The organism is Pandoraea sp. CB10b_02 (assembly GCF_002216225.1).
In the GTDB taxonomy this organism is placed as follows: Bacteria; Pseudomonadota; Gammaproteobacteria; order Burkholderiales; family Burkholderiaceae; genus Pandoraea; species Pandoraea nosoerga.
Map to the genome: position 1 here is coordinate 363,432 of NZ_NJGW02000001.1, position 12,233 is coordinate 375,664.

A 12,233-nucleotide genomic window follows, 5' to 3' on the forward strand; every position below is an offset into this window, starting at 1 on the left:
CGGGGCTGTGCGGCGGATCTGTCCGGAATAGCACCCGATCGGCCGCCTTTGTGCCGCCATCGTCAGGGCTTCGGCGTCTTGCCCGTGTCGATCGACACCGGGTCGCTTGCCGGAAATGTCTCCTTGAGCCCCTCGTCAAGGCGCTTGCCCTGGGCGGTGCGCGACGCGGGAACACGCTTGGGTTTGTCGACGCCAATGGAGACCGGGTCGCTCGCCGGAAACGTCTCCTCGAGCCCTTCGTCGAGGTCGCGTTCCACTTCGTCTTCCTGCTGGGGACGCTGTGGGCTGGGCTTGCGGGTATCGCTCATCAAGTCCTCCGCTGGTGAAGGTCACGCCCGGTGCGCGACCGTTCCCCACACTATACCGCGAGCAGCGTACCTCGGCGTGAGCTGCCGGCGCCGCCGCTCAGGAAACCGGGCCGGCGGGCGCCAGGCGTTCGCGGTGGCGGGACAGCGCCTCGCGCACGAGCGCGTGCATGGCGTCGGCGGCGGGGGTGTCGGCCATCGCCAGAATGTGGGCGCGCATGCGCGGGTCCCAGAACTTGCGCAGATGCGCAGCGACTTCGGCCACCGCTTCCTCGCGATCCGGCAGGGACTCGAAGAAGTCGGCAATGCGATTGGCCATGCGCACGAGGTTGTTGCCGTCCATCGGAAATCTCGCTCCTGGGGGGTTATGCTGCCAGCGTTGTCAGCGCTATCCGTGTTCTCGGTACTTGGGAGCCGGACTCAGCCGCCGCGCTCAAGCGCCGCACCGCCGGTATAGATGACGCATTGCTCACCGCGCACGAAGCCCACGAGCGTGAGGCCGGCAGCGCTCGCCGTGCGCACGGCCAGGGCGGTGGCGGCCGACACGGCGGCGACCATCGGAATGCCGACCTGCGCGGCCTTTTGCACGATCTCGACGCTGGCCCGGCTCGTCATCAGGACGAAGCCGGCGTCCAAGCGTAGATCCTGCCGCGCGAGTGCGCCAATGAGCTTGTCGAGCGCGTTATGGCGCCCCACGTCCTCGCGCAGGCACAGGATTTCGCCGTGCGGCGAGCACCACGCCGCGCCATGAACGGCGCCGGTCACGGCGTTGAGCCGCTGATGCGCCGCCAGACCGGCGTGTGCGGCGGCCAGCGCCGCGTGCGAAACCCGCAGCGGCTCGCCGGCCGCCGGCAACGGGCGCAGGACCTGATCGAGACTCTCCGTGCCGCACAGGCCGCAGCCGGTGCGCCCGGTCAGGTTGCGGCGGCGTTCCTTGAGGCCGGCAAAGGCGCGCGACGACACCTCGAGATGCGCGGTGATGCCCTGCGTCGTTGCCGAGACGTCCACGCCATAGCATTCGCGGCGATCATTCAGAATCCCTTCGGACAGCGCAAAGCCGACGGCGAAGTCCTCGATGTCGGCCGGGCTCGCGAGCATCACCACGTGCGAGATGCCATTGAATTCCAACGCCACCGGGACTTCCTCCGCGAGCTCGTCGCTCGCGTGTTGCCAGGCGCCGTGCCGAAAGCGACGCACGTCGAAAGACGCATGCGTCGTGAGACGCTCGGGGTCGAGCGCGGCAGGCGCCACGTCGCACGAGGCGCCCACCGCGTTCATGGTGCTCATGGTCCCCGCGAGCCCATTGCCGTGCGGCTCGCCATCGAGAAAAGTGTCGCGACCGGCGGCCCGGTCGCGCAAGGGGTTGGACATCGTCAAACACGGACTCCGGAAAGCGCCGCCCTACTTCGCCGGAACCGGCTCGGAGGGGTTGCGGGCCGCATCGAGCAACTCGAGCTGCTTGCGGTTGAACGTCGAATATTTCGCCTGCCACGCGGACGGCTGCACCACGGGCAGCACCTGCACCGCCGTGACCTTGTACTCGGGACAGTTGGTCGCCCAGTCCGAGTTGTCGGTCGTGATGACGTTCGCTCCCGACTCGGGAAAGTGGAACGTCGTATACACCACGCCGGGCTGCATGCGCTCGCTGATCGATGCGCGCAACACCGTCTCGCCCGCGCGGCTGCGAATGCCGACCCAGTCGTTGTCCTTGATGCCGCGCTCCTGAGCGTCGTGCGGATGGATCTCGAGCCGGTCCTCGTCGTGCCAGTGGACGTTGTGCGTGCGGCGCGTCTGCGCCCCCACATTGTATTGCGAGAGGATGCGCCCCGTGGTGAGCAGCAGCGGGTAGCGCGGTGTGACCTTTTCGTCGGTCGGCACGTAGCGCGTGATGATGAAACGCCCCTTGCCGCGCACGAAACCATCCACGTGCATGATCGGCGTGCCCTCGGGCGCCTCCTCGTTGCACGGCCACTGCAGGCTGCCCAGGCGGTCGAGCTTCTCGTAGCTCACGCCCCGGAATGTCGGCGTAAGCCGCGCGATCTCGTCCATGATCTCCGACGGATGCGAGTACGGCATGTCGTAGCCAAGTCGCTTGGCCAGCGCGATCGTCACTTCCCAGTCCGCCATGCCCGGCACCGGCGCCATCACGCGGCGCACGCGCGAGATACGGCGCTCGGCGTTGGTAAACGTGCCGTCCTTCTCCAGGAACGTCGTGCCGGGCAGCAGCACATGCGCGTACTTGGCCGTCTCGTTCAGGAAGATGTCCTGCACCACGATGCACTCCATGGCCTGCATCGCCGCGGCCACATGCTGCGTATTGGGGTCGGACTGGACGATGTCCTCGCCCTGGCAGTACAGCCCCTTGAAGCTGCCGTGGATCGCCGCGTCGAACATGTTCGGAATGCGCAGCCCCGGCTCGGCCTGCAGCGTCACGCCCCAGGCCGCTTCGAATTCCCCGCGCACCAGCGAGTCGGCAACATGCCGATACCCCGGCAGCTCGTGCGGGAACGACCCCATGTCGCACGAGCCCTGCACGTTGTTCTGCCCGCGCAGCGGATTGACGCCGACGCCCTCGCGCCCCACGTTGCCTGTCGCCATCGCCAGGTTGGCAATGCCCATGACCGTGGTCGAGCCCTGTGCATGCTCGGTCACGCCCAGGCCGTAGTAAATCGCCGCATTGCCGCCTGTCGCGTACAGGCGCGCCGCGCCGCGGATCTGCTCGGCGTCCACGCCTGTCACGACGGCGACGGCTTCGGGCGAGTTTTCGGGCTGTGCCACGAATTCGCGCCACTGCGCGAACGCACGGTCTTCGCAGCGCTCGGCGATGAACGCCTCATCGAGCAGTCCCTCGGTGACGATCACGTGCGCAAGGGCGTTGATCATCGCCACGTTGGTCCCCGGGCGCAACGGCAGATGGAACGCCGCCAGGATGTGCGGGCCGTCGACGATGTCGATGCGCCGCGGATCGATCACGATGAGCTTCGCGCCCTCGCGCACGCGGCGCTTGAGCCGCGAGGCGAACACGGGATGGCCGTCGGTCGGGTTCGCCCCCATCACAAGAATCACGTCCGAATGCTCGATCGATTTGAACGTCTGCGTGCCGGCCGACTCACCGAGCGTCTGCTTGAGCCCGTAGCCCGTCGGCGAATGACACACGCGCGCGCAGGTGTCGACGTTGTTGTTGCCGAACGCCGCGCGCACGAGTTTCTGCACCAGATACGTCTCCTCGTTCGTGCAGCGCGAAGACGTGATGCCGCCAATGGCGTCGCGCCCGTACTTCGCCTGAATACGGCGAAATTCCGAGGCGGCGTAGTCGAGTGCCTCGTCCCACGACACTTCGCGCCACGGGTCGGTGATCCGGCGGCGGATCATCGGCTTGGTGATGCGCTCCTTGTGCGTGGCGTACCCCCACGCGAAGCGGCCCTTCACGCAGGCGTGGCCCTCGTTGGCGCGGCCGTCCTTGTACGGCGTCATGCGCACGACCTCGCCCCCCTTCATTTCGGCCTTGAAGGCGCAGCCCACGCCGCAGTAAGCGCACGTCGTCACGACGGCGTGCTCTGGCTGGCCCATCTCGATGACGGTCTTTTCCTGCAGCGTCGCGGTCGGGCACGCGGCCACGCACGCACCGCACGAGACGCACTCGGAGTCCATGAACGGCTGGTCCTGACCGGCCGAGACGCGCGCCTCGAAGCCACGCCCCGAGATCGTGAGCGCGAAGGTGCCCTGCGTCTCCTCGCAGGCGCGCACGCAGCGGTTGCACACGATGCACTTCGACGGATCATAAGTGAAATACGGGTTTGACTCGTCTTTCCCGCTGTGCAGATGGTTCTCGCCGTCGAAGCCGTAGCGCACCTCGCGCAGCCCCGTCACGCCGGCCATGTCCTGCAGCTCGCAGTCGCCGTTGGCCGCGCACGTCAGACAGTCGAGCGGGTGATCGGAGATGTAGAGCTCCATCACGTTGCGGCGCAGCGCCTGTAGCTTGGGCGATTGCGTGCGCACCTTCATGCCCGGCTCCACCGGTGTGGTGCACGACGCGGGATAACCGCGGCGTCCCTCGATCTCGACCAGACACAGCCGGCAGGAGCCGAACGGCTCCAGTGAATCCGTTGCGCAGAGTTTGGGGATGTTGACGTCGCTGCCCGCCGCGGCGCGCATGATCGACGTGCCGGCCGGCACGGTCACCGCCTGACCGTCGATCTCGAGCGTGACGCTCGTCTCGCTCTGACGCAGCGGCGTCCCCATGTCCCGGTCGTGGCCCGGCCTGACGTATGCGTTCGGATGAATCATGTGTCGTCCTCCCTGCCCGCGCCGACGCGTCAGGCGGCTTCGGCGCATCCGGCGCCATCGGGCAGACCGAAGTCCGCCGGGAAATGTTCGAGCGCCGAGCGCACCGGGAACGGCGTCATGCCGCCCATGGCGCACAGCGATCCCGAGACCATCGTGTCGCACAGGTCGTGCAGCAGCTTCACCTGCCGCGCGGAAGTGTCGCCGCGGCGGATCCGTTCGATCACCTCGACACCGCGCGTCGAGCCGATACGGCACGGTGTGCACTTGCCGCACGACTCGAGCGCACAGAACGCCATCGCGTAGCTCGCGAGCCCCGCCATGTCCGCCGTGTCGTCATGCACCACCACGCCGCCGTGGCCCACTACCGCGCCGAGCGCGGCATACGCCTCGTAGTCGAGCGGGACATCCCATTGCGCTGGCGGCAAGTAGGCGCCCAGCGGGCCGCCGACCTGAATGGCCTTGGCCGGACGACCGCTCGCCGTGCCGCCGCCGAACTCGTCGAGCAAGGTATTGAGCGTCACGCCGAACGCCAGCTCCACCAGTCCGCCGCGGCGGACGTTGCCCGCGAGCTGCACCGCCAGGGTGCCCTGCGAGCGACCCACGCCGTATTCGCGATAGGCCTGTGCGCCATGCGCGAAGATGAATGGCACGCTGGCGAGCGTGATGACGTTATTGATGAGCGTCGGCGCACCGAACAGGCCGCGCAGCGCGGGAATCGGCGGCTTCGCGCGCACCACGCCGCGCTTGCCCTCGAGGCTCTCGAGCAGCGCTGTCTCTTCGCCGCAGATATAGGCGCCGGCCGCTTTCGCCACGCGCATCTCACACGGTCGGCCCGAACCGAGCACGTCATCGCCGAGCCAGCCTTCGCGGCGCGCGATGGCGATGGCGGCCTCGAGCGCGGCGATGGCGTGCGGGTATTCGCTGCGCACGTAGATGATGCCCTCGCTCGCCCCGACGGAAAGCGCCGCGATGATCATCCCCTCGATCAGCACGAACGGATCGCTCTCCATGATCAGGCGATCGGCGAACGTGCCAGAGTCACCCTCGTCCGCATTGCAGACGACATACTTGCGCGGCGCCTGTGCGCGGCTCACCGTGCGCCATTTGATGCCTGCGGGAAACGCCGCGCCGCCGCGCCCGCGCAGGCCCGAGTCGAGCACCATCTGGCACGCGGCCTGCGCGTCGAGCGCCAGGCAGGCTCGCAGGCCCGCGAGGCCACCGTGCGCCTCGTAATCGGCCGGATCGAGCGGATTCGTCACGCCAACGCGCGCGAACGTCAGACGCTGCTGACGCGCAAGATAGGGAATCGCATCGACCACGCCCACGCACGCCGGCAAAGCGGCGCCCCAACTGCCGTCGGGCGTCTGTCCGGACGGGACTTGCGCGGCCTCTTGCACGGCGCGCGCCGGCCATCCGCCGTCGAACAACGCGCTCACCTGAGCGGCCTGCACGTTGCTGTAGCCGATGCGCCCTGCCGGCGTCTCGACTTCGACTAGCGGCTCGAGCCAGAACAGGCCGCGCGAGCCGTTGCGCACGATATCGACCGCGACGCCGCGCCGGGCCGCTTCCCTGGCGACAGCCGCCGCCAGCCGATCGGCGCCCACCGCGAGCGCGGCCGAATCGCGCGGAATGTAGATGCGGTACGTCGTGCGTGCGCCGGCCTCAGACATGGGCGCCCTCCGACTGATGGACGGCCTCGGCCAGCAAGGCGTCGAAGCGCTCGGGGCTCACACGGGCGTGCAGCTCGCCGTTGATGGTCACCGCGGGCGAGAGCGCGCACTGCCCGAGGCAGTACACGGATTCGACACCCACGCCGCCGCGGGGCGCGCCATCGACGCGCGCGCCCGTGCAGGCCTCGACGTGTGCGACGAGCGCTTCGCCATCGCGGCTGCGACACGCTTCCGCGCGGCACACCTGCACGACGGTCGCCGGCGGCGGCGCGGTGCGAAAGTGGTGATAGAACGTGATCACGCCGTGGACTTCGGCGCGAGAGAGATTCAGCGCGGCGGCGATGGCCGGCACATGGGCCGGGTCGACATAGCCTTCGCTGTCCTGCAGGGCATGCAGCAGCGGCAACAACTCGTGAGCGCGGCCAGCGTGGCGAGCCAGCAGCGGCGCGAGCGTCGCATGAGGGGTAGACACCATCTCGAACGTCTCCTGGGGGCGAACGGCGGCTCATATGTTCTACGTTGCATATGATGACGACACGTTTCTGGGGGCTCGGCACTTAGGACATTAGTCCAAACGGCGCGGCTCAACAAGCCTCGTGGAAACACCGATGGCATCTCGTCTCCCCGATTTGCTGCGCGGCAGCATGCCGGCGGGCCGCGAGCGGCGCCGACCGGGCCGTCCGCCCAGCCTGTCGTTGTGCGTAAAATATGCAATAAAAAGCATATGAAAAATGTCAACCCAACGAGGGGAACGCCTCCGACAACGACGTCACGGTTCCGGTTTCCGCTTCGCTGTAGCCGGGAATCGCGTGAACGGCCTGGCGGTATTGCGCGCTTTGCAGAATCTCCAGCAATCCCCGCACGTGCGCGGACTCTGCGGCGCTCTCCGGGAACATGAGGCAATAGCGCTCGGTGAGGATGGGAATGAAGTCGAGGCCGAACTGGCTTGCCGCCGCTTCGATGGCGAGCCCGGCGTCGGCGCGCCCGCTCGCGATATAAGCGGCGACGGCGGCATGAGTGAATTCGATGTTCTCCGCCCCCGCGACGGCCGCCGGGTCGATGCCGTCGCGCGCGAGCAGCAGATCGAAGATGATGCGTGTGCCCGAGCCGCGCTCCCGGTTGGCAAACCGCGCGCCGGTGCGCGGCAGATCGGCCAGCGTGCGAATGCCCAACGGGTTGCCGCGCGCGACGATCAGGCCGAGCCGGCGCGAGGCCACGTCGGCGACGCGATACGCCTTGCCTTTGAGCAGCGGCATGTACTGGTCGAGCACCGGCTCCGCGAGCGCGCCGATGGGGACATGGAAACTCGCCACTTCGCATTCGTGCTTCGCGAGCGCGGCAATCGCCTCCATGCTGCCGCGATAGCTGACGTCGATGGGCAGTCCCGCGCGGCCCGCGAACTCGACGAGCGCTGCCACGGCGAGTCCGTGACTGGCGAAGAGCCGCAACTGGTCGGCATTCTGCAGGAGAAGGTCGTCGAGTTCGCTCTGCAACTCGGACGCCATGGTCTCCAGAAGCGGCCCGAGCCGCGCCTGCAAACGCTTTTGTCCCCACAGCAGGCGCTGCGCGAGCGGCGTGAGCACGGCCCCGCGCCCGCGCGCCATCGTGAGCAGCGGCGCCCCCATGAGCGTCTCGATCTCCTTCACGTGGCCCCAGGCCCCCCGGTACGACTGGCCCAGCGCCTGGCTCGCCGCCTGCAGGTTGCCGTGCAGCTGCACCTGCGAGAGCAGCGACAGCACCTTGTCGAGCGGCAGGTCGTTGCCGTCGTGCCGCAAACGCAATTGCGGAGCGATGGAGATTCGCTTCATGGGCTCACCTTATATGTTATTAATTGCATAAATAGATTTATGCAAAATCCTGATAAGATGCCAAAAACCCTGATTCAACAAGCTTGCTTGCATCAGCATCCTGGCGAACATACCGTGCAACACCATCGAATTATGCATTTACTTGCCTATTAGATGTCAATCGGTGTGCTTCGCTGCCGTCATTTCCGTTCGAACCCGTCTCATGTCAGCCCCCAAGATTGCGCCATACGACCGCCCTGCCGGCGGCTGGGGCGCGCTCAAAAACGTCGCCATCCAACTCGTCGCGCAAGGCATTCCGCTCAAAGGCGCCCGCACATTGCTCAGCGCCAACCAGCGCAGCGGCTTCGACTGCCCCGGCTGTGCCTGGCCCGACCGCGAACACGCCTCCACGTTCGAGTTCTGCGAGAACGGCGCCAAGGCGGTCGCCGCCGAGGCCACGAAGCGGCGCGTCACACCGGCGTTCTTTGCCGCGCACAGCGTGACCGAACTGCTCGACTGCGACGACTACACACTCGAAGGCTACGGGCGTCTTACGCACCCGATGCGCTACGACGCCGCCACGGACCACTACGTGCCTATCGCGTGGGACGATGCTTTCGCGATGATCGGCCGGCATCTGCGCGCACTGCCCGACCCGGATCAGGCCGCGTTCTACACCTCGGGGCGAACAAGCAATGAGGCCGCGTTCCTCTATCAGCTCTTCGTGCGCCACTACGGTACGAACAACTTCCCCGACTGCTCGAACATGTGCCATGAGCCGACGAGCGTCGGCTTGCCGCCGGTCGTGGGACTCGGCAAAGGCACCGTGACGCTCGAAGACTTCGAGCAGGCCGACACGCTGCTGCTGTTCGGCCAGAACCCCGGCACCAATCATCCGCGCATGCTTGGCGAGTTGCGCGAAGCCGCGCGGCGCGGCGCCACCATCGTTTCGATCAACCTGCTGCACGAGCGCGGCCTGGAGCGCTTCGCCGATCCGCAGAGCCCGGCCGAGATGCTGAGCCTTGGCGGCACGTCCATCAGTGGCCACTACGTGACGCCGGCGAGCGGCGGCGACTTCGCCTTCGTAAAAGGCATGATCAAGCACATACTCGAGCGCGATGCGCAGGCGCGCGCCGACAGTCTGCCCGCGCTGCTCGACGACGCCTTCATCGCCGAGCACACCCGCGGATTCGAGACGTTCGCGGCCGACGTGCGTGCCGAGCGCTGGGACGATCTGGAGCGCGCCGCAGGCGTGTCGCAGGCGCAAATGCGTCGGATCGCCGACGTCTACCTGCGCGGCGAGCGCGTGATCGCGACGTGGGGAATGGGCATTACGCAGCACAAGCATGCGGTGGCGACCATCCAGATGATCGTCAATCTGATGCTCCTGCGCGGCAACATCGGCCGGCCGGGCGCCGGACTGTGTCCGGTGCGCGGCCACAGCAACGTCCAGGGCGATCGCACGGTCGGCATCAACGAGAAACCGTCGGCCGCGTTTCTCGAGCGGCTCGGCAAGGCGTTCGATTTCGACCCGCCGCGCCGGCCGGGGCTGGGCGTGGTCGACACGATCGCCGCCATGCTCGAGGGCCGCATCAAGGTCTTCATCGGCATGGGCGGGAATTTCGCGATGGCCACGCCGGACACGCCGCGCGCCTGGGAAGGCCTGCGCCGCTGCGACCTGAGCGTGCATGTGGCGACGAAGCTCAACCGCAGCCACCTCGTGCACGGGCGCGAGGCGCTGATCCTGCCGTGCCTCGGGCGCACCGAGATCGACATGCAGGGCGGCGCGGTGCAAGGCGTGACGGTGGAGGACTCGATGAGCATGGTGCATCTGTCATACGGCATCAATGCGCCCGCATCCGAACATCTGCGCTCGGAGCCCGCGATCGTGGCAGGCATGGCACAGGCCACGCTGGGCCGCGGTCCGGCGGGGCGCGACGACTGGCATTGGTTCGTCGAGGACTACGATCGCATTCGCGACGGCATTGCCGCCACGTTCGAGGACTTCGCGGACTTCAACCGCCGCGTGCGGCGCCCCGGCGGCTTCCGTCTCGACGTGCCGCCGTCGCAACGCCGCTGGCTCACTCCCAACGGACGCGCCAATTTCACCACGCACGCCCTGCCCCGGGAGTTGCCCATCGATGTGGCGCGTCGGCACGCCGGCGCGCGCGGCGCCGACGTGTTGCAGTTGGCCACCATTCGCTCGCACGATCAGTACAACACGACGATCTACGGGCTCAACGACCGGTACCGCGGCGTCTTCGGGCAGCGCCGCGTCGTCTTCGCCAACCCCGAGGACCTCGATGCGCGCGGGCTGCGCGCCGGCGAGCGAATCGATCTCGTGGGCGTGTGGGACGACGGCGTGGAGCGGCGAGCCGAGGACTTCCTGCTCGTGGCATACGACATCCCGCGCGGCAGCGTCGCCGCGTATTACCCGGAGACGAACGGCCTGGTGCCGCTCGACGCGACAGCCGACGGCGCCGGCACGCCGACGTCCAAGTCGGTGCCGGTGCTGCTGGAGCGGCGTGGTGGCTGAGCAGCACGCCGGATCGCGCACCGCGGCGGCGCCAGACAGCAGCGCCGATCAGGCGCCACAGATCTCACCCCACAAATCTCACCCAACTGCTGCAAGCGCGGCCGAAGGCCGCCATGAACGGTAAGGCGCTGCAACGAGATTGACATAATTCCATCCCGGCTCGCGACATACACTGCCGTTGCTGCCGTGACGCCCCCTTCCTGCACGGTGCAGGAAGGCGGCGAGTCGCGGCTATCCCGCCCGGAGCCCCCATGGAGAATGTCGTCGCGCGTCCGACACAGATCGATTCCGTCACGTCGGACGCGGTTTCCCTCAGCCCACATCGCCCACATCCACTGCAGCCACCGCACCATCCACCCCGGACGCCGTCCGGCGCCATGCCGCCAGCGTCGAACGGCCCGCAGGCACCGCGCGATCCGCGAGGCGGAGATCGCGCCGACGCCTCCGCCTCGCTTGCACCCGCGTGGTGGCGCCACAGCCGCCCGTCGCGCTGGAACCCGTGGCTGATCGCTCTCACGGCGCTGGCCGGCCTCTGGCAATGGTTCGGGCTCGGCTGGGCGCTGCGTCATTGGGGCGATGCCGCCGCCTGGACGCTGCTGCCCATACTGCTGCTCACGCCAATGCACTGGGGCCTCGTCCACGAATCGATCCATGGCCAGTTACGCCTGAAGGCGCGCGCCAACGAGCGGACCGGGCGCATGCTCGCACTGCTGCTCGGGCTGCCCTACGAAATCATGCGCTTCGGTCATCTGGTGCATCACCGTTTCACCCGCCAGCCGTATGACCGCCCCGATATCTCGACGCTGCCCGACCATGCCTCGACGGCGGCACGCGTGCGCGCATGGCTCGGCTATCAGTCGCGACTGCTCGGCGGCATGTGGCTGGCGGAGTGCTTCGCGCCGCTCGTCGCCTGGGTGCCGGCGCGCCGCTTGCCGTCGCTGGCACTGAAGGCGCTCGGCAGCGATGCGCAGGATGAGGACGTGCGTCGCCGCGCGGTGATGTTTGCGTCGGACCCGGTACGCCGCCGGCGCATCCGGCGCGAATTCGCGGCACTGCTCACTGCGCTTTCACTGGCCCTGTGGGCCTACGGTCCTTGGTGGCCGGTGTTCGTCGCGGCATTCGCGGCGCGCGGCGTCTGGCTGTCGATCGCCGACAATCTGCCGCACTACGGCGTGGCAATGGACGAGCCGGCGCGCGCACGCAACTTCCGGGCGTCGGCCTTCACACGCGCGCTGCTGCTCAACCAGCACCTGCATCGCGTGCATCATCGCTATCCGACAGCCCCCTGGCACCGGCTGCCAGCGATCGACGCGGCCGAGCCCAGCCCCGGCCCGACGATTCCTTACTGGCGCGCCATCTTCCGCCAGTTCGGCAGTCCCTTGCCGCCCGGCACGCTGGAACCGTCCGGCGCGGGTCCGCTCGTTGGCCAACCCGCCGGAACTTCTGTTCATTGACATCCGACGGCGCCTTGCGCGCCGTTGCCCCCGAGCGCCCCGGACCGCCCCGGAGCAGCCTCCGAGCTGCCCAACCAGGCCGCCTCACACGGCGACTCGCGGTCGGGTATTTCGGAAAACTCCCAAATCATGATATAAATGCGAATCGTTTGCGTTAACAATAGCGTTAACGTTTACGTCCTCATTCGCGGGAT

At 67.8% G+C, this 12,233-nt stretch carries 9 protein-coding genes; 2 read left to right on the top strand and 7 right to left on the bottom strand.

Features of this window, described 5'->3' with window-relative positions; all coding sequences use genetic code 11:
- Positions 1 to 62: 62 nt before the first annotated feature.
- The 7 genes from CDN36_RS01465 to CDN36_RS01495 all read right to left on the bottom strand — a co-directional run bounded on the left by CDN36_RS01465 (position 63) and on the right by CDN36_RS01495 (position 8,070).
- Positions 63 to 308 (bottom strand): hypothetical protein, encoded by a 246-nt coding sequence (locus CDN36_RS01465; RefSeq protein WP_150554499.1) that lies wholly within the window; start codon positions 306 to 308, stop codon positions 63 to 65.
- A gap of 97 nt (positions 309 to 405) precedes the next feature.
- Positions 406 to 648, bottom strand: a complete 243-nt coding sequence (locus CDN36_RS01470; RefSeq protein ID WP_150554500.1) for a formate dehydrogenase subunit delta — start codon at positions 646 to 648, stop codon at positions 406 to 408.
- Between the two features lie 77 nt (positions 649 to 725).
- Positions 726 to 1,682: a formate dehydrogenase accessory sulfurtransferase FdhD gene (gene fdhD / locus CDN36_RS01475; RefSeq protein WP_502920321.1), complete on the bottom strand. Its 957-nt coding sequence runs from the start codon at positions 1,680 to 1,682 to the stop codon at positions 726 to 728.
- 24 nt (positions 1,683 to 1,706) lie between these two features.
- On the bottom strand, positions 1,707 to 4,592 hold the full coding sequence (fdhF, locus tag CDN36_RS01480; protein ID WP_287495827.1) for a formate dehydrogenase subunit alpha: 2,886 nt from the start codon (positions 4,590 to 4,592) through the stop codon (positions 1,707 to 1,709).
- A 29-nt stretch (positions 4,593 to 4,621) separates the two neighbouring features.
- Entirely contained in the window at positions 4,622 to 6,262 is a 1,641-nt protein-coding gene (locus tag CDN36_RS01485; protein ID WP_150554502.1) for a formate dehydrogenase beta subunit, read from the bottom strand.
- Complete coding sequence (locus CDN36_RS01490) at positions 6,255 to 6,737, bottom strand: NAD(P)H-dependent oxidoreductase subunit E (RefSeq protein WP_150554503.1); 483 nt, start codon at positions 6,735 to 6,737, stop codon at positions 6,255 to 6,257. Before CDN36_RS01490 ends, CDN36_RS01485 begins: the two co-directional genes overlap by 8 nt.
- 259 nt (positions 6,738 to 6,996) lie before the next feature.
- Entirely contained in the window at positions 6,997 to 8,070 is a 1,074-nt protein-coding gene (locus CDN36_RS01495; RefSeq protein ID WP_150554504.1) for a substrate-binding domain-containing protein, read from the bottom strand.
- A gap of 202 nt (positions 8,071 to 8,272) precedes the next feature.
- On the opposite strand from CDN36_RS01495, the gene CDN36_RS01500 reads away from it, so the two are divergent.
- Both CDN36_RS01500 and CDN36_RS01505 read left to right on the top strand, forming a co-directional pair.
- A complete protein-coding gene (locus CDN36_RS01500; protein ID WP_287495828.1) occupies positions 8,273 to 10,585 on the top strand; it encodes an FdhF/YdeP family oxidoreductase in 2,313 nt (770 codons plus the stop codon).
- Between the two features lie 377 nt (positions 10,586 to 10,962).
- A complete protein-coding gene (locus tag CDN36_RS01505) occupies positions 10,963 to 12,039 on the top strand; it encodes a fatty acid desaturase family protein (protein ID WP_287495829.1) in 1,077 nt (358 codons plus the stop codon).
- Positions 12,040 to 12,233: the final 194 nt, after the last annotated feature.

What these genes read in the sequence shown, in the direction of transcription:
- CDN36_RS01485 (WP_150554502.1), bottom strand. Translation starts at nt 6,262, where the DNA reads ATGTCTGAGGCCGGCGCACGCACGACGTACCGCATCTACATTCCGCGC.
- CDN36_RS01495 (WP_150554504.1), bottom strand. Translation starts at nt 8,070, where the DNA reads ATGAAGCGAATCTCCATCGCTCCGCAATTGCGTTTGCGGCACGACGGC.
- CDN36_RS01505 (WP_287495829.1), top strand. Translation starts at nt 10,963, where the DNA reads ATGCCGCCAGCGTCGAACGGCCCGCAGGCACCGCGCGATCCGCGAGGC.
- CDN36_RS01490 (WP_150554503.1), bottom strand. Translation starts at nt 6,737, where the DNA reads ATGGTGTCTACCCCTCATGCGACGCTCGCGCCGCTGCTGGCTCGCCAC.
- CDN36_RS01500 (WP_287495828.1), top strand. Translation starts at nt 8,273, where the DNA reads ATGTCAGCCCCCAAGATTGCGCCATACGACCGCCCTGCCGGCGGCTGG.
- CDN36_RS01465 (WP_150554499.1), bottom strand. Translation starts at nt 308, where the DNA reads ATGAGCGATACCCGCAAGCCCAGCCCACAGCGTCCCCAGCAGGAAGAC.
- fdhF (WP_287495827.1), bottom strand. Translation starts at nt 4,592, where the DNA reads ATGATTCATCCGAACGCATACGTCAGGCCGGGCCACGACCGGGACATG.
- CDN36_RS01470 (WP_150554500.1), bottom strand. Translation starts at nt 648, where the DNA reads ATGGACGGCAACAACCTCGTGCGCATGGCCAATCGCATTGCCGACTTC.